Here is a 21114-nt window from a genome sequence, read left to right as displayed (position 1 = left end):
GTGGCGGTCTGAGCGCCACCAGTGCCCGCGGCCGCCTCCGCACCGTCCACGGGCTCGCTCAGGCCCAGGATGAAGGCCTCGATGAGGCCGTGCATGCGGGCTTTGACCAGATCCGGTGCGGTGGGCCGGCCATCCTGCCCGGCCCGCTGCCGACGCTCTCCATCTCACGGGCGGCCTGGACCTCGCTCTGGGCAATGGAGTCCAGCAGGTCCATCAGCGACTCGGTCGTCGGCATCCCCTCGATCGCCTCGACCGCCTTGTCCACCGTCCTCAGGATGGTCTCCGTGCGGGCCGCGATCGCCTCATTGAGAACCTCCTGGAGGGAGGAGTAGTTGGAGTAGAAGGCGCCGCGCGTGAAACCCGCCTCCTTGACGACGTCGTCGATGCGAGTGCCGGCGATGCCCCTGGCGGCGACGACGTCGGCGGCTACCTCGACCAGGCGCGCGCGGGTGTTCTCCCGCTTGCGCAGGCTGCGCTCGGGGTCCGCGGTGCGGCCGTCGGTGGCGGCGCGGCTGGAATCCGCGGTGCGGCCGGGGGTGGATGAAGGAGTGCTCATCAGGCCTTCTACGGTTCTGGGGTGACGCCGCCCACGCGCGGTTGCTGTGCGCAGGCTCACACTCTCGTGCTCGCGCTCGCGGGGGCTCAGCCCGCTGAGGCGGCGAGCGCCGGCGCGGATCGCCGGCTCAGGGCTCCGGCTGGGGCTGGAAGGCTCCCAGCAGGACGGCGACCCCCAGGAGTTGGAGGGCGCCGATACCGCCCCACAGGGCGTGAGGCCACAGGAACACCCCGATGACCAGGCACTCCCCGGCGATCCAACCCAGCATGACCATCCCGGCCAGGGTGTGGGCCATTGCCAGGTGGCGGGGGCGGCGCACATGGGTCCAGATCGCCGCCCACTGGAAGCCGCCGACCACCACCCCCAGCAGCACGGCGGCGAGCACGTACCGGCCGGCGAAGGCGGAGCCGTCCAGGAGGAAGTCGAAAATATGGGGCGTGAACAGCAGGAGGACCATGCCCAGCAGCGTGGACAGGGCCTGGAAGACCGCCATCCCCAGCAGTAGGCGCCGTGCCGTCCGCACCGCTCTCACCGGGCCTCGGGGCTGCTCGGGCCGAACACCTGCGACCAGTGCTCACGCTGGGACAGGAAGCCGCCCACCGCCTCCTGGGCGGCCGCCAGGGAGTGGTTCGCCCCCCAGCCGCACTGGACCTCATTGGCGGCTGGCACCTCCTGGGCCGAGAGGATGTCGCGGAAGGTCGCCTCCAGCAGGGGCAGGAACTCCTCGGGCTCCAGGCCCAGGGTCAGGGCGTAGAAACCCGTCTGGCAGCCCATGGGGGAGAAGTCGATGAGACGGTCGGTGTGATTGCGCATGAGCTCGGCGCTCAGGTGCTCGATGGAGTGCACCGCGGGCATCTCCAGGTGCTCGTGGTTGGGCTGGCGGAAGCGCACGTCGTACTTGACCAGCACATCCCCACCGGGCAGCTCCTTGCGATCCGCCACCCGCACGAAGGGCGCCACCACCCTGGTGTGGTCCAGGTTGAAGGACTCGACATTCATCCGGCCTGCGGAGTGCCCGCTCTGCTCGCTCATGGCCCCACCTTATGGCCTCATCCCGCCATCGAGGTGCCTGCTGCACATCTTCAGGTGCCGGATCGGCCCGCAGCCCCTGTTCTCCCGCATGATCACGTCAGCGGGCTGCCCCCGGGGGGCCTGAAGATGTGCAACGGGGCTGGGGCGGGGGAGGATGGGGCCATGAGCTCACTGGCGCGCATCATCATCGGACCACCCGCAGCTCCCGCCCTCGTCCTGCTGCACGGCATCACCGGCTCGGCCATCTCCCAGGCCGAGGCCATCGAGCACTGGGCCGAGCGCGGCTACCGGGTCATCGCCCTGGACGCCCGCGGACACGGCCTGTCCCCCCGCTGGAGCCCCGAGGAGCTCGCGCGCGCCGGGCAGGTGCTTGTCGACGACGTCGTGGAGACCCTGGAGGAACTGGCGCACGAGGGTTCTGCGCTCCCCATCCTCATCGGTCACTCCATGGGTGCGGCCACCGCCATGGTGCTGGCGACGCAGCGCCCCGACCTGGTGGCCGGCCTCGTCCTGGAGGACCCGGCCCTCTACGGCACCCGCAGCCCCGAGGAGCTCCTGGCCCGCGGTGCCGCCAGGGAGCGCTCGCGCGCCGCCGAGGCGGCCGACCCCGCCGCCTCGGTCTCCCACGCCCTGGAGAGCCAGGCCATGCCGGCCGTCGAGGCGGTGGTGGGGGTGTGGGCCGCCCAGCGCAGCGACCCGGCCCTCCTGCTCAGCGGAGTCGTCACCCCCGAAGTCCCCTGGACCGACGCCGTCGCCGCCCTGGAAGTGCCCGCCCTCCTGCTCACTGGGGACCAGCCAGGATCCGCCAGGGTCGGGCCGGCGGGCCTGGAGCGCATCGCCGCCCTCAACCCGCGCATCGAGACCGTGCTCGTCCCAGGCGCCGGGCACCAGGTGCGCCGCAGCGACCCGCAGGCCTATTACAGCGCCGTCGACACCTGGCTGGAGCGCCAGGGCATGGCCCCGCAGCCACCCCGGCAGTAGCCCCCGCCACGCCGCTGCCCCGCCGGCGTCGGCCCGGCCCGACGGCCGGGCCTGGTGAACCCGGTGTGCTCGGCCCGCCCGCCGGCCTGAGGGGATGCTCAGATAGCTGTGGGAGGATGGCCCGCATGACAGCCGCGTCAAGAACCAAGCACCTGGGTACCGACTCGGGCGCCACTACCGCATCGCTTCCCGCCTCCCGCACTCAGGGCGAGACCATCGCCATGATCCTGGCTGCGCTGGGCATCGGTGCCGCAGGCCTCTACCTCATGCGCGACCTGGTCGCCCCTGCCTTCTTCGCCCTCACCCTCGTCATCACGGTGCGCCCCCTGGTGTCCTGGGCCACCGGGCGGGGCGTGCCGCGGCCGATCGCCGCGGTCCTGGCTGTCATCCTGGTCTTCGGCTTCATCCTGTCCCTCTTCGTGGCCCTCGGGGTTGCGGTGGCACAGCTGGTGGACACCCTGCCGGGCTACTCCGACAGGTTCCGGGCCATCTGGCAGCAGGTCCAGGCCCAGCTCGCGAGCATGGGTATCGATCAGGCCTCCCTGCTCGACCAGGCCACCAACGCGGTGGATACCTCCCGGATCGTGGCCATGGCCCAGGCGCTCCTCGGGCAGCTGTCCTCGGCGGGTGCCATGCTGGGCGTCATGGCCCTGACGGTCGTCTTCCTCATCTTCGACACCGCCAAGATCGAGACCCGGGCGGCCGCCCTCAACCTCCTCAAGCCCGAGTTGGCCACCGCCCTGGCCGGCTTCGCCGCCTCGGTGCGCTCCTACTGGCTGGTCTCCACGATCTTCGGCCTCATCGTGGCGGTGCTCGACGTCGTGGCCCTGTGGATCCTGGGCGTCCCCCTGGCCATCACCTGGGGCGTGCTGTCCTTCATCACCAACTACATCCCCAATGTCGGCTTCTTCATCGGCGTCATCCCCCCGGCGCTCCTGGCGCTGGTGGACTCCGGGCCCTGGACCGCCCTGTGGGTGCTCCTGGCCTACATGGTCCTCAACTTCGTCATCCAGTCCCTCATCCAGCCCAAGTTCACCGGTGACGCGGTGGGGCTCAACACGACGGCGACCTTCCTCTCCCTGCTGTTCTGGTCCAGCATTGTTGGCGGCCTGGGCACCATCCTGGCCGTCCCCCTGACCCTGTTCGCCAAGGCGCTGCTCATCGACTCCGACCCGCGCTCGCGCTGGGTGGGGATCTTCCTGTCGGCGGGCGATGAGCCGGTGCGCGACCCTGACGAGCTCGACCCCGAGGTGTTGGAGGAGATCGACCTCGATGGGGACGGGACCGGAGAGGACGACCCCGAGCACGGTATCCGGGCCGTGGAGGAGGGGCGCCCGGCCACCCCGGCGCCCTGACGCCCCGCAGCACCGCCGCCTCCGGACCGGCCCCGGCCGACTACCGGGCGCAGCCCCGGGGCGCAGGTCTAGCTCTCCGCCCTGCCCTGGCGCCAGTAGCCCATGAAGGCTACTGAGCGGCGGTCGATGCCGCGCTCGGCCACCAGGTGGCGGCGCATGGCCCGCACCGCCCCGGCCTCGCCGGCCAGCCAGGCGTACAGGGTGGTGCGCTTGAGCACGGCCCCGCCCTTCGCGGTGCGGGGAACCTCCCACAGCAGGTCATGGTCGACGTCGATCTCCTCGACCTCCTGCGGTGTCCCGACGGGGCACAGCTCGGCGGCGGCCCGCCTCAGGCCCTGGACCAGCAGTTCCCCGTGCGGCCGGCCCTCGCGCCCCAGGGGCCGCACCTCGAAGCCGGGGTGGGCGGGCAGGTAGGCGGCATCGGCCTCGGTGGGCAGCTCCACGACTGCCAGTCCCCGGGCGTTGGTGGGCAGGTCCTGGAGGATCCGGGCGATCGCCGGGGCGGCCGTCTCGTCCCCGCACAGCAGGAAGCGCTCCGTGATCTGCGGGGGGACGAAATCCACGCCACCGGGATCCCCCTCGTAGCCGGCGTCGGGCCCCAAGAGGATGGCCCGGCTGCCTGTCTGGGCCGCCTGGGCCCAGCGGCCCGCCGGGCCGGCAGCGCCGTGCAGGACCATATCGACGTCGACCTCGTGGGAGTCGCGGCGCACCGCCCGGGTGGTGTAGGTGCGGATCGGCGGTCGCAGCTCCTCGGGCAGGGCCAGCCACTGGCGGTACCAGCCCTCCCCGGTGGGCAGGTGGTCGTAGCCCGCCTCGGGCGAGGGCAGGACCAGCTTGATGCGCTGGTCCCAGCCCGGATCGCCGAACCGGTCCAGATCCGGGCCGGTGAGTGTCAGGCGCCGCATCGAGGCGCTGAGGTCGAGGACACGGGCCACCGTAACGCCGAAGAAGCGGAAGGGCGCTGTCGAGCCGCTCATGCCCGGCCCTCCTGCGCACCGCGCACATGGTGGCGGCCCTTGGGCAGGATGAGTGGGGTCCCGGAGACGGGGTCGGTGATGACCTCGGCCTGGAGGCCGAGGACCTCCGCGACCAGTGCGGCGTCGACGACCTCCCCGGGCTCGCCCGCGGCCACGACGCGCCCTTTCCTCATGGCGATGATGTGGTCGGCGTAGCGGGCGGCCAGGTTGATGTCGTGCAGAACCATGGCGATCGTGGTGCCCCGCTCCCGGTTGAGGTCGGTGAGCAGGTCCAGCACCTCCACCTGGTGGGCCAGGTCCAGGAAGGTGGTGGGCTCATCGAGCAGCAGCACCTGCGTGCGCTGGGCCAGGGCCATGGCGATCCAGACCCGCTGGCGTTGGCCCCCGGAGAGCTCATCGATGCTGCGGTCGGCCAGCTCCGTGGTGCGCGTGGCCAGCAGCGACTCCTCCACGATGCGCCGGTCGCGGGCGCTGGTGGCGGCGAACAGGGACTGGTGGGGGTGGCGCCCGCGCCCCACGAGGTCCGCCACGGTGATCCCCTCGGGGGCGATGGGCTGCTGGGGCAGCAGGCCCAGGCGCCTGGCCAGGGCGCGGGTGGGGATGGAGCCCACGGGCGTCCCATCGAGCAGGACCTGGCCTGACAGGGGCGCCAGGATCCGCGCCATGGTCTTGAGCAGGGTGGACTTGCCGCAGGCGTTGGCGCCCACGATGACGGTGATCCGTCCGTGGGGGATGGTCACGTCCACGCCGTCGACGACGACGCGCCCGCCGTAGCCCGAGCGCAGGGCGGTGGTGGTCAGCTGTGCCGGCTCCTGCGCCGGCTGCGCGGTGGTCATGCGCTGGCCCCCTGTCGGTTGATCCGGAGGAGTTGGATGATGAGGTAGGGGGCGCCCACGATGCCGGTGACCACGCCCACCGGGAGGCGGGTGGGCAGCAGGTGCTGAGCCACCAGGTCCCCGCCCAGGACGATGAGCGCACCGGTCAGGGCGGCGGGGATGAGGAGGGTGCGGCTGGTGCGCCCCACCAGGCGGGCGGCGATGGGCCCGGCCAGGAAGGAGACGAAGGCGATGGGGCCGGTGGTGGCCGTGGCGAATGAGGCCAGGGCCACCATGGTGACGATGAGCAGGAGGCGGGTGCGGACCACCGCCACCCCCAGTCCCGTGGCGGCCTCCTCGCCCAGGGTCAGGGGCCCCAGGTCGCGTCCCAGGGCCAGCAGGATCGCGCCGCACGCCGCCACGGCGCCGGTCAGGAGCGGGACCTGGTCCCAGCTGGTGGAGGCCAGGGAGCCCGATAGCCAGCGCATGGCGTCGGCGACGTCGTAGATGCTGGCGCGCTGCTGGAGGTAGCCGATGACGGAGGTGAGCATCGCCGAGACGCCGATGCCGATGAGGATGAGTCGGCCCCCCTGGGAGCCCCCCGACCCCGAGAGCACGTAGATGAGCGCCGCGGTGCCCAGACCGCAGGCGATGGCGAGGGCCGTCACGCGTGGCCCCGACCAGTTCAGGACCAGGATCGCGAAGACCGCCGAGGCAGAGGCCCCCGAGGTGATGCCGATGATGTCGGGGCTGGCCAGTGGGTTGCGCAGCATGGTCTGCGAGGTGGTGCCGGACATGCCGAAGGCGATGCCCACCAGTGCCGCGATGATGGCATGCGGCAGGCGCCGACGCCCCACCGCGTAGGAGGCCCCGGGCACGCTCTCGCCCCGCATGACGGCCAGGATCTCGCCGGGGGAGTACCAGGTCTCGCCGATGATGAGGCTCGTCCACCACAGGACGACGACGGCCAGGGCCAGGAGGGCCACGACCAGCAGGTAGCGCCGGGCGCGGCGCCGCTGCCCGGCGCGGGTGAAGCCGGGGGCCAATGCGGTGGCGCTCATAGCTCGCGCACCTTCGCGCCCCTGGCGATGGCGATGAGGACGGGTGCGCCCACGAAAGCGGTCACCAGGCCCACCGCCACCTCGCTGGGGCGGGCGATGACCCGGCCCAGCACGTCGGCCAGGGTCAGCAGGGCCGCGCCGGCCAGCGCGGACAGGGGCAGCAGCCAGCGGTGGTCGGAGCCTGAGAGCATGCGCACGGCGTGGGGCACCATGAGGCCCACGAAGCCGATGGGGCCGGTGACTGCCGTCACCGCAGCGCATAGGACGACGCCGGCGGCGGTGGCGCCCAGGCGCGTGCGGGTGACCCTGACCCCCAGGCCCACGGCCATCTCCTCGCCCAGCGCCAGGGAGTTGAGGGCGCCGGCCAGGGCCATGGCCACCACGGCGGCCAGGATGAGGGCGGGTGCGATGGCGCCCAGGGACTGCCATGTGCCCCGCCCCAGGCCGCCGACCTGCCAGAAGCGGAAGTCCTCCAGGCCCTGGACCCTGGGGAGCATGATCGCGCTGACCAGGCTGGACAGGGCCGCGGTGGTGGCCACACCGGCCAGGGCCAGCTTGACCGGTGTCGTCCCTCCCGGCCCCAGGGAGCCCACGGCGTAGACGAAGACCGCGGTCAGGCAGGCCCCCACCATGGCCACCGCCATGTACTGGGGGGTGGAGCTGATGCCCGCGAAGGCGATACCGATGACGATGGCCAGGGAGGCGCCGGTGTTGATGCCCAGGATGCCTGGGTCGGCGATGGGGTTGCGGGTCACGGCCTGCATGAGGGCGCCGGACAGGCCCAGGGCCGCCCCGGCGCACAGGGCGGTGGCGGTGCGGGGGATGCGCTCGCCGACAACCACCGCCCCGAACTCCTGGCTGGTGGCGCCCAGGCCGCCGACGATCTCGCCCAGGCTGACGATCCTGGCGCCGAAGGAGATCGAGGCTAGGGCTGAGGCCGCCACCAGCACCAGGAGGAGGAGCAGCGTGAGCGGGTACCGGCTGCCCCCGTGCGAGGCGGGGGCGGTCACTTGGCCTTGTCGGCGGCGTCGGCGATGAGCTCGACGTACTTGTCGATGCCCCAGGGCAGGGACAGGGGGCCGGGGTTGGTCGAGGCTGCCATCGCGTTGCTGTCCCCCACGAAGGCCACTGCGCCGTTGGCGATGGCGGGGATCCTGCCCTTGAGGGAGTCCTTCTGGAGCTCGGCGAGGCGGTCGGGGGTGCCGTACATGACGATGACGTCGATGTCGGAGAGCTGGTCGACCAGCTCCTCGGAGATGTCGGTGTTGAAGGCGCTCGGGTTGGCCTCGGAGGCCTTCTTCACCGAGGCGGGAAGCTCCATCCCCAGGTCGGCCAGGAAGGCGGTGCGCGGATCGACGGTGTTGTAGAAGCCGAGCTTGGAACTGGTCTCGTCGACGTAGAAGAAGGCGGCGCTCTTGCTTTTGATCTGCGGGTGCTTGCCCACCTCGGTGCTGATGAGGCCCTCGAGCTCGGTGATGAGGGCCTCGCCCTCGGCCTTCTTGCCGATGGCGGTGGCGTCCATGGTGATCATCTCGCGCCACGGGGTGCCCCAGGCCACGGTCGGGTAGGCGACGGTGGGCGCGATCTCGCTGAGCGCCTTGTAGTCCTCCTCGGTCAGGCCGGAGTAGGCGGCCAGGATGACCTCGGGCTTGGTGTCGTTGATGGCCTCCAGCGGGATGCCGTCGGTCTCGTCGAACAGGACGGGCTTGTCGGCACCGGCGGCCACGAGCTCGTCGACCTTCTCCTTGGTCCAGGCGAGCATGCCCGAGTCGTCCTCCACGCCCCAGACCTGCTTGGCGAAGCCCACCGGCATGATGCCCAGGGCCAGGGGCAGGTCCTGGTTGGCCCAGTTGACCGAGGCGATGCGGGTGACGCCAGCGGGGACCTCAGTGATGCCGAAGGCGTGCTTGATGCTGATGGTCTCCCCGGAGCCGGAGGAGGCGCCGGTGGTGGAGGTGCTGGAGGAGCCGCAGGCGGCCAGGAGCGCGCCGAGGGACACGGCGCCGGTGCTGATGAGGAAGGACTTGCGGGAGACGGACACGGGGCCTCTTCTCAGGTGAGGGGCAGGGACGCGGACGGATGCGGCCGACGTCGATGACTCCCGGGACCCTAACCGAGGCTAGGTTTACCTAACAAGTGCGGCGGCCATGGAATTGACCACGGTGACGCCGTGTCATTTCGTTGCCCCTATGCTCCTGTAACGGGCCGGGGCGGGGGCGCTGGGCCGCCGGGTAGTCTCCGGCCCCGCCTGAGGCACCGAGGCGCAGGGTGCGGGCGGGGCGTTACCGGCGTCGGGCGATGAGGAGGACCGCCAGCGCCAGGAGCGCTGCGGCAAGCATGGCCAGCGGCCAGGCGGGCACAGCCCCGGCCGCGGCCAGGACCTGCTGCTCGGCGTCAGCCAGGGTGCGGGCCGAGACCAGCCCACCGTTCAGGCCGCTGGGGCCCACCACGACCATGAGGCCCCCCAGAGCCACGCACAGGGCGCCACCGATGAGCTCGGTCCACGTGGTGGTGCGCCCCGCCAGGGTCACGGTGCGCGGGCGCAGCCAGGACCGGGAGGCGGAGCCCAGCCGGCTCCAGGCCAGTGCCAGCACCACCAGGGGCAGGACCATGCCCAGGGAGTACAGGACCATGAGCGCTGCCGCCCTCGCCGGGGAACCGCCCAGCCCGGCCAGCACCAGCACCGAGCCCAGGATCGGTCCGGCGCACCCCACCCCGGCCAGTCCCGCCAGCGCCCCCAGCAGGTAGACCGACAGCGGCGAGGCCGCATTTCGCCGAGCTGCCGGGGCCCCGCCGCGCGCGAGGCCGGGCAGGTGCAGGGGGATCGAGAGTGCCTGGAGGACCCCCAGGATGATCACGGCGATGCCTCCCAGGAGGGTGGCCGTGGTCATGTGCTGGCGCAGGAGCGCGCCCAGGCTGCCGGCCAGGACGCCCAGGGGCAGCAAGGTGGTGAGCAGGCCCAACCAGTACACGGCGGTGCGCCCCAGGAGCGCTCGCGGCGAGGTGAAGGCGTAGGCGAAGAAGGCGGGCAGCACCATGACCGAGCAGGGGGCGAGCAGGGTCAGGACGCCGCCCAGGAAGGCGGCCAGGGCCACGGCCTACTGCTCCGCCAGGGCGGCCTGCTCCAGGACCGTGGCGCGCACGTACTCCGCCGGGCGGTAGCCGGAGATGTAGGTGTCGCCCACCAGCATGAAGGGGGTGCCTTGAATGCCGATGGAGTAGGCCTGCTGCGTGGAGGCGGTCACCGCCTCGACCGTCTCCGGGGCCGTCATCTCGGTGCGGAAGGCCTCCAGGTCGGGCACGCCCGCCTTCTGGGCGAAGTCCACCAGGGAGTCCTCGGTGTACTCGGGGTGGCCCTGGGGGTCGGCGGCCGTGTAGACCGCGTCGTGGAACTCCCAGAACCTGCCCTGCTTGGCGGCGGCGATGCCGGCCTGGGCCGCCAGGGGCGAGGTCTCGGTGATCTGCGCCAGGTCGCGCCATTCGATGCGCAGCGTGCCGTCGGCCACGAGGTCCTCCAGCTCGGGGGCGACCTCCTGGGCGAAGAGCGTGCAGTAGGGGCAGGCGAAGTCGGAGTAGAGGACCATGACCACCGGGGCGTCCGCCTCTCCCCGGGCCTGCCCGTCAGAGGGGTCGCGGCGCGCCTGGGAGCGGATGAGGGACAGGGTCTGCTCATCGGTTTGCGTGGGCGCGGAGGTCTCGGCCGCGCTGGGCCCGCCACTGCTGGCCGCAGTGGGCCCGCTCGCGGTGGCGCCGGCCTGTGGGCTGGAGTCCTGCGAGGTCATGCCGCGCGCGACGAAGGCGGCGATGGCCGCCAGCAGGACGGCGATGATGACCAGGAGGATGACGATGACCTGGTTGGACTTGGAGGTCGTGGGAGCGGTGGGGCCGGCTGTCATGATGCCAGTGTGGCAGAGGGGGCGGCTGTTGCCCCGCTGCCCCCGCTCCGGGCCGGCGGCGTCGCGGCGCACCCGGGCCGCGTCCAGTGCGGTGCTGCTGGTGCGTCGCCAGGGTGGATCCGGGCATGAGACCCGCCACGGGGGCCGGGCGGGATGCGGCACTGCTTCTTGATGTCGACGCGGATCAGCTGGCCGGGGCGGTGCGGCTAGTGCGGCGTCAGGGTGGATCCGAGCATGAGACCCGCCACGGCCGCCAGCAGCGTCGCCAGTGTCATCAGGGCGCCGTGGAGCGCTGCCGATTCCCAGCGGCCCGAGGCCAGGAGGCGGGCTCCCTCCACGGCAGCGGTGGAGAAGGTGGAGTACCCGCCCAGGAGGCCAACCCCCAGGACCTCGGTCAGGGCAGCGTCCGCCGGAGCGGCCGAGAGGCTCCCCTGGATACTGACGAGCAGCCCCATGAGCAGGCAGGCGCTGGCATTGACCACCGCTGTGCCCAGGGGTATCGGGGCAGTGCCAGGAGTGCCGTCGGGCGGGGCGGTGGCCCGCGCCACCCGTGCGTCGATGACGAAGCGGCACACGGCCCCCAGGCCACCGGCCGCCGACAGGGCGAGCCAGATCATGTGGTGGCCCGCCTGCCTCTGGCGCGGCCGTGGTGCCGGAGCAGGCCTCCCAGCCACAGGCCCAGGCCCGCCGAGGCCACGCCTGCGGCGAAGGCGCCCAGGAGATAGGCCGCGCCCGGCAGGAGGCCCCCCTGGACCAGGAGCTGCTGGGACTGGAGGATGAAGGTCGAGTGCGTGGTCAGCCCACCCAGCACCCCTGTGCCCAGGGCCAGGCGCAGCAGGCGGTGGTGCTGCCCCAGCGAGCCCAGGAGCACACCCAGGGCGAGGGCGCCCAGGAGGTTGATCGCCAGTGTCGTCGGCACCTGGCCTCCCAGGCCCGCCCGCAGGAGGCAGCCGCAGGCCCCGCCCAGGCCCACGGCGGCCAACTCGCGGGGCTCAGCGGTCACGGCGGGCCACCTGGTAGTCGTCGCTGTCGAGGATGAGGGTGTAGGTGGAGCCCTCCATGGACTGGTCCTGCGCCCACTGGGCGGCGTCGGTGGGCGCGTTGCCGCCCCAGGAGGTGGACTTCTTGTCGATGACGACGTAGTCCTTGTCGGAGGTGCTCGTCCCCACCCAGGAGACCTCCGCCGTGGGCACCAGGTAGGCCAGCATGCCCAGGTCGGTGACGACGGTGGAGCCCCGCGGGATGGTGTTGATGATCTCCTGCGCGGTGGCGGCGCGCTCACTGGTGGTCTCGAAGCCCTTCTGCGTCATGGCCCAGAAGGGCAGGTGGGAGGCCAGGGCCAGGGAGGCGGTGATGGTCGTGCCCAGGCCGATGATCGTGGCATAGCGCGCGGGCAGGGGGACGGTCAGCCAGCCCGAGGTCGGCAGGCCGGTGGGCGTGATGCGTCCCGGCGCGGGCTCCTGCCAGCGCCCCTTGGCCCGGAGGCGGGCGACGACGTCGAGCAGGGCGCCGAAGGCGATGGGCATGAGAACCGCGTTGTAGTGCCAGTTGCTCCACTCCCAGTAGAACCCGATGGAGCCCAGGAACCTCCAGGCCAGGGTGGGGCCCACCGCCAGGATCCAGGGGGAGCGCAGGCCGATGAGCCCGCAGGTGGCCACCAGGACCCCCAGGGTCTCCAGCTTGACCGACGGGGTGAACAGGCGGGTCAGGAGCGGGGTGGGCGCGGCGTCGTCCTCGGCGCCGGTCTGCAGCCCGTAGGCCCACACGCCCTCAGGGTTGAGGGCCGGAAGGAGGGCCAGGACGGTGAGCAGGAAGGAGGCCAGGCCGAAGACCGCCAGGCCCGCGCCCAGGCGCACCGCTCGGCGCTCGCGGCGGCCGGTCCAGGCCACGGCCGCCCCGATGACCAGGACTGTCAGCCCCAGGTCCTCCTTGATCAGGACCAGCGGGGCCGACCATGCGGCCACCGCCACCCAGCGCCGCTCCACATAGGCGGTGGTGGCCAGGGCGAGCATGGGCACGGCGAAGGCGATCTCGTGGAACTGCGCGGCCACCGCCCCCTGGAGCCCCCAGGACAGGGCGTAGACCAGGCCCAGGACTCCCCCCAGCCAGGGGTTGGTCAGGCGGGCGGCCAGGCGCGTCAGCGGCCAGGCCGAGGCCGCCAGGAGGAGGTCCTGGACGATCAGGAGGCTCAGCGGGCTGGGGAAGAGCCGCCACACCGGTCCCAGCAGCACCAGGATCGGGTGGAAGTGGTCGCCCAGGAGGTTGTAGCCGTCGCCCTTGACCGGGACGATGGGGGCCTCGAGGCGCGAGTAGGCCTTGGCCAGCTCGGAGAAGATCGCCAGGTCCCAGCTGGGCACCTGCATGGCGTGCCACTGGGCGATGGAGTAGGTGATCATCACCCAGGCGGCGATGACGACGACGATCGCTGAAGGGATGTGCTCCTGGAGCCGTGTGAGCCTCACGGCGGTGAGCCTACCGGGGGCGGGAGCGCAGGGGGCGGCACTGCCGCGCGACCGTCCCGGCCGCGTGGCGCGGGCGGGACGGCCTGCGTGAGGGCTCCTGCGCAGTGGTCGGCCGGTAGGCGTCGACCGGCGGGGGTCGGCCTGCGGGGTCTGGCCTGCGGGTCTGGCTCTGGCCTCAGTGGGCGCCGTCCAGCACCTCGTCGCGTGCGCGCACGAAGGCCTCCACGCAGGCGTGCACGTCGTCCTGGCTGTGCGCGGCGGAGAGCTGGACGCGGATGCGGGCCCTGCCCCGCGGCACCACCGGGAAGGAGAAGGCGGTGACGTAGACGCCCAGCTCCAGCATGCGCGCCGCCACGTCCACGGCCTGGCGGGCGCCCTCGTCCCCGGGGAACATGACGGCCACGATGGGGTGGGAGCCGGGCAGGAGCTCGAAGCCGGCCGCCTCCATGCGCTCGCGGAACAGCTGGGCGAGGCCGGCCAGGCGCTGCCGGGCCTCGTGGGCGCCGCGGGCCAGCTCGATGGCGCGCAGGGAGCCGCCCACGACGGCGGGGGCCACACTGTTGGAGAACAGGTAGGGCCGGGCCCGCTGGCGCAGCAGGTCGACGATCTCCTGGGGGCCGGCGATGTAGCCGCCGCTGGCGCCCCCCAGGGCCTTGCCCAGGGTACCGGAGAGCACGTCCACGCGCCCCTCGACCCCCAGCAGCTCGGGGGTGCCGCGCCCATGGTCCCCCACGAAGCCGGTGGCGTGGGAGTCGTCGACCATGACCAGGGCGCCGTGCTCCTCGGCCAGGTCGCAGATTCCCGGCAGGGGCGCGTAGGAGCCGTCCATGGAGAACACGCCGTCGGTGACGATCATGAGGCGCCGGGCCCCGGCGGTGCGGGCGGCCTCGAGCTGGGCGCGCAGGTCGGCCAGGTCGGCGTTGCGGTAGCGGTAGCGGGCGGCCTTGCACAGGCGCACCCCGTCGATGATGGAGGCGTGGTTGAGCTCATCGGAGATGACGGCGTCCTCGGCTCCCAGCAGGACATCGAAGATGGCGCCGTTGGCGTCGAAGCAGGAGGAGAAGAGGATGGAGTCCTGGGTGCCCAGCCAGTGGGCGATCTCGCGCTCCAGGCGGCGGTGGGGGGTCTGGGTGCCGCAGATGAAGCGCACCGAGCTCAGGCCGAAGCCCCAGTCCTTCAGCGCCTGGGCGGCGGCCTCGATGATGGAGGGGTCGTCGGCCAGTCCCAGGTAGTTGTTGGCGCAGAAGTTGAGGGCCGGGCCGGCGGTGGTGGCGATGGAGGCGGACTGGGGGGTGGTGATCTCCCGCTCGGTCTTGTAGAGGCCGTCGGCCCTGATGCCCTCGAGGGCCTGGGCGAGCTCGTCCTTGATGGTGTACATGTGTGTGCCTTTCACTCCCAGGTGATGATGACCTTGCCGCACTGCCCGGAGCGGGCGGCCTCGAAGGCGTCCTGCCACTGCTCGGGGGTGAAGCGGTGGGTGATGACGCCGCGCACGGCCTCGCGCAGCTCCTGGCTGGAGCCCAGCATGAAGGAGGCCTTGTACCAGGTGTCGAACATCTCGCGGCCGTAGACGCCCTTGATGGTGAGCATGCGGGTGATGACCTGGTTCCAGTCGATCTCGTAGCCGGCCTTGGGCAGGCCCAGCATGGCGATCTGGGCGCCGTGGTTGCACACCTGGATCATCTGGCGCATGGCGGGGGCGGCGCCGCTGACCTCCATGCCGACGTCGAAGCCCTCGGTCATCCCCAGGCCGGCCATGATCTCGCGCAGGTCCTGGCGGGCGGTGTTGACGGTGACGGCGCCGGTGGCGGCCGCCAGGGCCAGGCGGTAGTCGGACAGGTCGGTGATGACGACGTTGCGCGCCCCGCAGTGGCGGGCGATGGCGGCGCACATGATGCCGATGGGGCCGGCGCCGGTGACCAGGACGTCCTCCCCGCTGAGGGGGGACTGCAGGGCGGTGTGGACGGCGTTGCCCAGGGGGTCGAACAGGGCGCCCAGGTCGGGGTCGATGAGGGGCGCCTGGGGCCAGACGTTGCGGGCTGGCACGACGACGTAGTCGGCGAAGGCGCCGTCGCGGTTGACGCCGATGGAGCTGGTGCGGATGCACAGGTGGCGGCGCCCGGCCCGGCAGTTGCGGCAGCGCCCGCAGGTGATGTGCCCCTCGACGCTGACGCGCTGGCCCAGGTGGAGGACGTCGCCGTCGTCGGCCGCGGTGGTCTCCTCGGTGGCCACGCCCTCGCCGAGCTCGACGATCTCGCCGTAGAACTCGTGCCCCAGGGTCATGGGCGGGCGCAGCTGTGAGGCGGCGAAGTCGTCCCACCCGGCCAGGTGCAGGTCGGTGCCGCACAGGCCGGTGCGCATGACACGGATGAGGACCTCGCGGAACCCGGGGCTGGGGCGGGGGATGTCCTGGAGCTCCAGGCCGGGTCCGGGGGCGGGTTTTCTCAGGGCGCGCATGGCTCTCCTGTGGCTGTCGGCGTCGTTGCCGTCGTCGGGCCCATGGGCCCGACGGCTCGCGGGGCAGTCTATCCCGTTTCGATTGATGGGTGAGGGCGTGTCCGGCTCTGATCCTGTTGATGGCGAGGGTGTTGGGGCGGGCGGGGTGACTCCCTCTCCTGGGCTGCCACCGCCACCGGCCGAGTCGTTACCGGTCAGGCCGGTGTGGGGTGGGCATGCTGCGGCATCGCGGGCTGCGTATGGTGTGATGCCGGGCGCGGGCAGTGATCCGGGGGCGCCGGTACCTGCGGGTGGGTTGGAGTGCTGGGTGTTTTTCGGACTGTGGTTGTTGTGTGGGTCAGGCTGCTTTCTGGTGCCCCAGGAGTTGGCGTTCGACCTCGTTGGGTGTGCGGTATCCCAGGGCTGAGTGTAGGCGGGTGTGATTGTAGGTCAGCTCGATCCATGAGGCAATATCGTTCATGGTTTTCTTGCGTGTGGGATAGACCATGCGGTGGGCCCTCTCGTTCTTGAGTGTGGCATTGAAGGACTCTGCCCAGGCGTTATCCCAGCACACCCCGGTCCGCCCTACCGAGGCCCGGATGCCATACCTGTTCAGATGTGCCGAGAACTGCTCGGAGGTGTATTGAGAGCCCCGGTCGGAGTGGAAGATCGTCTCACCTCGGATAATAGGGCAGTTGCGCACGGCCATATCGATGGCCTCGCATACCAGGGAGGTTCTCATGTGATCCGCCATCGCATAGCCAACGACTTTCTTTGTGGCGCAGTCCCCGGCGGTGGCCAGGTAGACGAATCCCTCCCAGGTGCGGATATAGGTGATGTCCCCCACCCATTTCCTTCCCGGTGCCTTGGCGGCGGTAGTCGCGTTCCACCAGATCGGGCCTGGAGTTCACATCTGCGGCCGGGGTGGTGGTGCGGACCTTTCGGCGCGGCCTGGCGGCGATCAGGCCGGCCTGGCGCATGAGGTAGCGCACCGTGTCACGGTGCACCACCACGCCGCGCCGTCCTAGGCGGGCAGTGATGCGCCGATACCCGTAGGTGCCATCAGAGGCCTCGAACTCAGCCCTGACTAAAGCCTCCAGCTCTTTTCTCCTGATATCCCGGCGAGACTGGGGGCGGCCTCTCCAGGAGTAGTATCCCGAGCGTGATACCCTCGCCCAGCGGCACATCGATGAGATGGGGTAGTTGCCTTCTTCGCGATTGATGAGAGCGTACTTCTGACTCACCGCTGTTCCTTCGCGAAGAAGGCCGCCGCTTTTTTCAGGAACTCGTTCTCCTGTTGCAGTTCGCGGACCTGCTTTTTCAGGCGGGATACCTCTACAGCCTCAGCCGCTGCCTGCCTTTCCTCTTCGCTGCTGTGCTCCTTCTTGTGTTTCGCGACCCAGTTGCCCACGGTCTGGGGTACCAGGTCGTAGGAGGCGGCCACCGATGCGATCGACCGTTCTTTGTCGATCACCTCGCGCACCACCTGTGCCTTGAACTCCTCAGAGTACTTCGCCCTTGACATGGCTCCATCCTATCGGATCAAAAGGGAGACGAAAATATCCCCCTGTCCGAGAAACACCACCCACTCCACACCACGCTGCTGGTGGAGGTGTACTCGACCCGTGCACCTGGATACGCCCAGGTTAGTGGGACCACTCCCTTCTCCCTGACCCCCCAGATCATCCAGGCCATGGAAGAGGCCATGGCTGCGCTGTAGTATCGATAGTACACAGGCCCTGAACGCCCCGGTGGCTGATGAGCCGATGAGGAGACTATGATGGCCGAGATGAGGATATTGCCCGTTGAGCGTGCGATCGAGTGGATCCGGGCCTGGACTGAACTGGAGTGGCCCATCACCTGGGAGACCGCCTACGCGATCCGAGACAGGCTCGGATGGGTGCCTGCCCCCGATGATGGACGCTTCTTCGTCACTGAACTATCCGTCAACGGGGAAGAGGATGGAAGCATCAACACGTTTAACGGACACTGTAGTGGAGTGTATTTTCCTCTTAGTTCTCGCAACCTGTCAGTTGTGGTAGATGAAGCCTGGAAGGTCGCTCTACGCTCGACATACGACCGTTGTGTGACGAATCTTGCTGGCTTGTACGGTGTTAGTAAAAGATCGAGAGAACACGCCAGAAGAGTGCGAACTGAATGGGAACTTGATAGCCGAATTACTCTTAGCTTGGCAGTGTCGGATAAGTCTGCTAGTGTTACAATAGATTCCCCGAAACTGACAGAAATAAATGAATGGGAGTTGCACTATATTGAGAAGTATGGTGAGAATTATGTCGAGGATTGACCCTGACGCGTTGTCTTCTCATTGCGCCATGGGAAGAAACATGTGCAGAAACGCGGGCGGGTCGCTCACAGGTCCCCGGCCCGCTGGAGGCGCTGGAGGCTGAGCCAGCCCACGGGGATGGGGACCCAGAAAGTGACCAGGCGGTAGACGATCGCCGTCGACAGGGCCACACCGGAGGGGATGCCGGCGGCCACGAGCCCCGCCGTCAGGGCCAGCTCCACCGGGCCGATACCGCCGGGGGAGGGCACCACGGAGCCCACCGTGTTGGAGGCCAGGTAGGTGATGGCCAGCACCGAGAAGGGAAGGGTGTAGCCGAAGGCCCACAGGCTGGCGCTGAAGGACAGGATGTAGCTGAGCGTCAGCACCACCGCCCCGCCGATGCCCACGGCCAGGCGCATCGGATTGGACATCACCCACACCAGGCGCGGCCACACCTGCCGGTAGGTGGGCTCGATCTTCGCCCACACCCAGGTCCGGGCCTGGGGCACCATCAGCACGCCCGCCACCAGGATGACGATGAGGCCCGCGGCCACCAGCAGCCACCCCGAGGGCAGGGTCAGGCCCGTGGACTGCCCCGTCGTGGCCGCCAGGACGATGAGCAGGATGACGGTGACCACGAACTGGACCACCTGGACCAGGGCCACGGTGGCCACCCCGGTCGCCGTGGGCACCCCCTTGCGCTGCAGGAAGCGCAGGTTGATGGCTGCGCCCCCCACGCCGGCGGGCGCCACCAGGGCCACCACCGAGCTCGCCAGATGGACCTCGGTGGACTTCCACACCGAGAGCCGTTGGGGGCTGAAGGCCGCCAGGGTCAGGCCCGCCCCCACATAGGTGGCCAGGGAGAAGATGAGGCCCGCCAGGATCCACCAGATATTGGCGGCGGCCACCGCTGCCGAGACCTGCTCGAAGTTCAACTGGGCCAGCACGGTCCAGATCGCCACCGTGGCCACCACCGCCATGATGACGGTGCGCGGGGAGAAGCGCGCGAGCTTGGCCGGCTCCGCATGGGCCGTAGGTGTCAGGGCCACCAGGGCATCGCGCAGGTCCTGGAGCACCTGGCGGCTCTCCCCCCGCCTGCCCATGGCCTCGCGGGTCTCGCGCGGCAGCACCACGCGCTGGAGCATGGGGGCGATGGAGGCCAGCTGCTGGGTGCTCAAGGAGCGGGAGGCGGCCGCGATCGCCCGCTCCACCCCCACCGTCAGGGCCGTCAGCGCCAGCGCCTGGGCCAGGTCCACCCGCCGGGACAGCTCGGAGGAGATCGTCTCCCCGGAGTTCCAGTCCAGGAGCCACACCCGCCCGGCGGCGTCGATGACCACACTGGAGGCGTCGATCTGCCCGTGGGCCAGGCCCGCGGCGTGGGCGTGGCGCAACTGGTCCCACAACTGGGCGAGCACCCTATCGCTGGCCTCGGGTCCCAGGTCCCGGATGGAGCGGGCGCCCACCACGTGCTCGGTCACCAGCAGGACCGACTCCTCGGCCTCCGCCATGCCCATGAGCCCCGGGGTGCGCACTAGGGCCCGGCGCGCCTCCAGGGTCATCAGGGCCGCATGCTCGGCGGCAGGCCGCAGGGACAGGTCCCGGTTCGGCGACAGGCCCTTGATGCGGATCTGGTCCCAGATTGTGCTGAGGAACCCGGCCATCTGCCGGTCGGCGTCCAGGACGGTCACGTCCCGCCTCTGGCCCCGGGAGTCCCAGACGGCGTAGAGCCGGTGGACGGCGTCGCGCCCGTGGGACAGGGCGGCACTGGAGGCCTCGGCCAGGATCGCCTCCAGGTCTGCACCGTCGGCGGGCGCGATGGTGTGGGCCGGCTCCTCGGCATGGGGGGTGGGGGCCTCGACGGCGTCGTCATCCTCGGTGGGCGAGGCCAGGGGGCTCTCGCGGACCTGCTCGGTGTAGCCCAGGGGCGCGGTGGTGGTCACGGTCCAGGCGCGCGCCCCGGGGGCGTGGTCCATGCGCACCACGCGCACCGCGTCGATCCCGGCGCGGCGCAGCGCCCGCACCAGGGTGGGGCCGTGGGCGCGGCGATCCTCCACACCGAAGGCGTAGCGCACGGCCAGCCCCACCAGGCGGCCCAGGAGGACCGAGAGGATCGCCCCGGGCAGGGTCAGGGCGCTGCGCAGCACCGCCATGCCGATGATCACCCACAGGGTGGCCCAGCCGCTGCGCACGGCGGTCGAGCCGTGGCGGTCGCCGGCGCCGGTGAGCAGTCCGGCCAGGGTCGCCAGGACAGCCGAGATGCCGACCTGAGCGCTGCCCGAGGCGGTCACCGTCAGGCCCGAGATCAAGGCGGCGGGGCCCCAGGCCGCGATCGCCGCGAGGGCCGCCTGGGTGACCAGGAAGCCGACGACGCCGGCCAGGGCGGCCTCCGCCGCGCTGCGCCAGGCCCGGCGCAGGAGCCGGTCGAGCAGGACGGCCAGGGGGATGATGAAGGTGGCCAGGCCCTCCATGGCCTGCAGGGGGAAGACGAGGATCTGGCGCAGCACCACCGCCAGGGCGTTCTGGACGTCCTGGGTGACGCCGGTGGTGGTCTGGTGGGCGTAGATCGCCAGGATGAGGACGGCGCCGATGCCCAGGGCGGTCAGGGTCATGTCCAGCAGGTCACTGGTGCGCCGCAGGCGGCGGGTGGCGGCATCGACCAGGAGGGTGGAGGTGGTGGGGACGGCGGCCCGGGCTGCGGGGCGCGGCTCGACGGCGGCGGTCACGCCGATCGTGGGGATGCCGACGGGGGAGGTCGCAGGTGTCTGTGCCACGGGCGCTGCCACGGGGGTCGTGCCGTCAGCCAGGTCTGTCATGGCGCTCAGTGTAGGAGGCGGTGCCGGGCAGGGGCTCGTTCTGGGGGAGGACTGCGCGGATGAGCGCACAGCGCGGTCGTGGCTGGTCATGGCCGGTCACGGGCGGGCGGCGGCGCGGGGGATGCGGGGGATATTGCGAGATGGTGCGGAGGCGATTGCCCCAGAAGAGACCCTGGCATTCTCCTGGCGATTGTGGGGGAGTTTCTGGAGAATTGTTGAGTCGTGCGTGGTGTCCTGCTCGCCCGCGCAACGAGGACCTGCGCTGTTCTTCCAGGTGGGAGAGGGTTGTGGTGCCCAGGAACGGGTAGCGCGGAATGCCCTGTGGGGAGCGCTACCCAGAGGCCAAGGTCATTACCCGGTTTTATCGGGGGAGGCGCTCGTGTACGGTGCGTCGAACGCGCCCCAAGGTGCCCTCTCATGATCGGGGTCTGAGATGGGGCGCTACT

General features: G+C 70.8%; 21 protein-coding genes and 1 pseudogene. 3 read left to right on the top strand and 19 right to left on the bottom strand.

Annotation, left to right across the window (positions count from 1 at the left end):
- Positions 1-58 precede the first annotated feature (58 nt).
- The 3 genes from MANAM107_RS05385 to MANAM107_RS05375 all read right to left on the bottom strand — a co-directional run bounded on the left by MANAM107_RS05385 (position 59) and on the right by MANAM107_RS05375 (position 1588).
- The gene (locus MANAM107_RS05385) at positions 59-556 is read right to left on the bottom strand and encodes a TetR/AcrR family transcriptional regulator (RefSeq protein WP_223912092.1); all 498 of its coding nucleotides are present in this window, start codon (positions 554-556) and stop codon (positions 59-61) included.
- A 127-nt stretch (positions 557-683) separates the two neighbouring features.
- A complete protein-coding gene (locus tag MANAM107_RS05380; RefSeq protein WP_223912089.1) occupies positions 684-1049 on the bottom strand; it encodes a hypothetical protein in 366 nt (121 codons plus the stop codon).
- A 35-nt stretch (positions 1050-1084) separates the two neighbouring features.
- The gene (locus MANAM107_RS05375) at positions 1085-1588 is read right to left on the bottom strand and encodes an S-ribosylhomocysteine lyase (protein ID WP_223912087.1); all 504 of its coding nucleotides are present in this window, start codon (positions 1586-1588) and stop codon (positions 1085-1087) included.
- A 162-nt stretch (positions 1589-1750) separates the two neighbouring features.
- Here MANAM107_RS05375 and MANAM107_RS05370 point away from each other — a divergent pair, with 162 nt between their 5' ends.
- Complete coding sequence (locus tag MANAM107_RS05370) at positions 1751-2569, top strand: alpha/beta fold hydrolase (protein WP_223912084.1); 819 nt, start codon at positions 1751-1753, stop codon at positions 2567-2569.
- A 125-nt stretch (positions 2570-2694) separates the two neighbouring features.
- A complete protein-coding gene (locus MANAM107_RS05365) occupies positions 2695-3924 on the top strand; it encodes an AI-2E family transporter (RefSeq protein ID WP_223912081.1) in 1230 nt (409 codons plus the stop codon).
- Positions 3925-3992: 68 nt separating this feature from the next.
- Here MANAM107_RS05365 and MANAM107_RS05360 read toward each other — a convergent pair whose 3' ends face one another.
- The 15 genes and pseudogenes from MANAM107_RS05360 to MANAM107_RS05290 form a co-directional block, all read right to left on the bottom strand.
- The gene (locus MANAM107_RS05360; RefSeq protein ID WP_223912079.1) at positions 3993-4901 is read right to left on the bottom strand and encodes a siderophore-interacting protein; all 909 of its coding nucleotides are present in this window, start codon (positions 4899-4901) and stop codon (positions 3993-3995) included.
- Positions 4898-5737 carry an ABC transporter ATP-binding protein gene (locus MANAM107_RS05355; RefSeq protein ID WP_223912076.1) on the bottom strand — a complete coding sequence of 280 codons (840 nt, stop codon included), beginning with the start codon at positions 5735-5737 and terminating at the stop codon, positions 4898-4900. Before MANAM107_RS05355 ends, MANAM107_RS05360 begins: the two co-directional genes overlap by 4 nt.
- Positions 5734-6777 carry a FecCD family ABC transporter permease gene (locus MANAM107_RS05350; protein ID WP_223912074.1) on the bottom strand — a complete coding sequence of 348 codons (1044 nt, stop codon included), beginning with the start codon at positions 6775-6777 and terminating at the stop codon, positions 5734-5736. The genes MANAM107_RS05355 and MANAM107_RS05350 overlap by 4 nt, the downstream gene beginning before the upstream one ends.
- Positions 6774-7787: a FecCD family ABC transporter permease gene (locus tag MANAM107_RS05345; protein ID WP_208478711.1), complete on the bottom strand. Its 1014-nt coding sequence runs from the start codon at positions 7785-7787 to the stop codon at positions 6774-6776. Before MANAM107_RS05345 ends, MANAM107_RS05350 begins: the two co-directional genes overlap by 4 nt.
- Positions 7784-8818 carry an ABC transporter substrate-binding protein gene (locus MANAM107_RS05340; protein ID WP_223912071.1) on the bottom strand — a complete coding sequence of 345 codons (1035 nt, stop codon included), beginning with the start codon at positions 8816-8818 and terminating at the stop codon, positions 7784-7786. Before MANAM107_RS05340 ends, MANAM107_RS05345 begins: the two co-directional genes overlap by 4 nt.
- Positions 8819-9059: 241 nt before the next feature.
- Positions 9060-9872, bottom strand: coding sequence for a cytochrome c biogenesis CcdA family protein (locus MANAM107_RS05335; RefSeq protein ID WP_223912068.1), 813 nt, complete (start codon positions 9870-9872; stop codon positions 9060-9062).
- A gap of 3 nt (positions 9873-9875) precedes the next feature.
- Positions 9876-10673 carry a DsbA family protein gene (locus MANAM107_RS05330; protein ID WP_223912065.1) on the bottom strand — a complete coding sequence of 266 codons (798 nt, stop codon included), beginning with the start codon at positions 10671-10673 and terminating at the stop codon, positions 9876-9878.
- Positions 10674-10879: 206 nt separating this feature from the next.
- Positions 10880-11290, bottom strand: coding sequence for a fluoride efflux transporter FluC (locus MANAM107_RS05325; RefSeq protein WP_223912062.1), 411 nt, complete (start codon positions 11288-11290; stop codon positions 10880-10882).
- Complete coding sequence (locus tag MANAM107_RS05320; protein ID WP_223912059.1) at positions 11287-11676, bottom strand: fluoride efflux transporter FluC; 390 nt, start codon at positions 11674-11676, stop codon at positions 11287-11289. The genes MANAM107_RS05325 and MANAM107_RS05320 overlap by 4 nt, the downstream gene beginning before the upstream one ends.
- The gene (locus MANAM107_RS05315; RefSeq protein WP_223912056.1) at positions 11666-13135 is read right to left on the bottom strand and encodes a DUF2079 domain-containing protein; all 1470 of its coding nucleotides are present in this window, start codon (positions 13133-13135) and stop codon (positions 11666-11668) included. Before MANAM107_RS05315 ends, MANAM107_RS05320 begins: the two co-directional genes overlap by 11 nt.
- Before the next feature lie 175 nt (positions 13136-13310).
- Positions 13311-14513, bottom strand: coding sequence for a glycine C-acetyltransferase (locus tag MANAM107_RS05310; RefSeq protein ID WP_223912054.1), 1203 nt, complete (start codon positions 14511-14513; stop codon positions 13311-13313).
- Positions 14514-14524: 11 nt separating this feature from the next.
- Entirely contained in the window at positions 14525-15592 is a 1068-nt protein-coding gene (tdh, locus tag MANAM107_RS05305) for an L-threonine 3-dehydrogenase (RefSeq protein ID WP_223912051.1), read from the bottom strand.
- Between the two features lie 337 nt (positions 15593-15929).
- Entirely contained in the window at positions 15930-16418 is a 489-nt protein-coding gene (locus MANAM107_RS05300; protein ID WP_263421931.1) for an IS3 family transposase, read from the bottom strand.
- A gap of 151 nt (positions 16419-16569) precedes the next feature.
- Positions 16570-16758: pseudogene (locus MANAM107_RS13230) on the bottom strand (IS3 family transposase); the annotation flags it as partial.
- A 53-nt stretch (positions 16759-16811) separates the two neighbouring features.
- Complete coding sequence (locus tag MANAM107_RS05290) at positions 16812-17096, bottom strand: transposase (RefSeq protein ID WP_223912047.1); 285 nt, start codon at positions 17094-17096, stop codon at positions 16812-16814.
- A 252-nt stretch (positions 17097-17348) separates the two neighbouring features.
- Here MANAM107_RS05290 and MANAM107_RS05285 point away from each other — a divergent pair, with 252 nt between their 5' ends.
- Positions 17349-17876, top strand: a complete 528-nt coding sequence (locus MANAM107_RS05285) for a DUF6301 family protein (RefSeq protein ID WP_223912044.1) — start codon at positions 17349-17351, stop codon at positions 17874-17876.
- Between the two features lie 65 nt (positions 17877-17941).
- Here MANAM107_RS05285 and MANAM107_RS05280 read toward each other — a convergent pair whose 3' ends face one another.
- Positions 17942-20668 (bottom strand): lysylphosphatidylglycerol synthase transmembrane domain-containing protein, encoded by a 2727-nt coding sequence (locus MANAM107_RS05280; RefSeq protein ID WP_223912041.1) that lies wholly within the window; start codon positions 20666-20668, stop codon positions 17942-17944.
- Positions 20669-21114 lie beyond the last annotated feature (446 nt).

This window comes from Actinomyces capricornis (genome assembly GCF_019974135.1).
GTDB classification, from domain to species: Bacteria; Actinomycetota; Actinomycetes; order Actinomycetales; family Actinomycetaceae; genus Actinomyces; species Actinomyces capricornis.
Note: the sequence above shows the minus strand (reverse complement) of the source record. Positions and strands in the feature narration are given on the sequence as shown.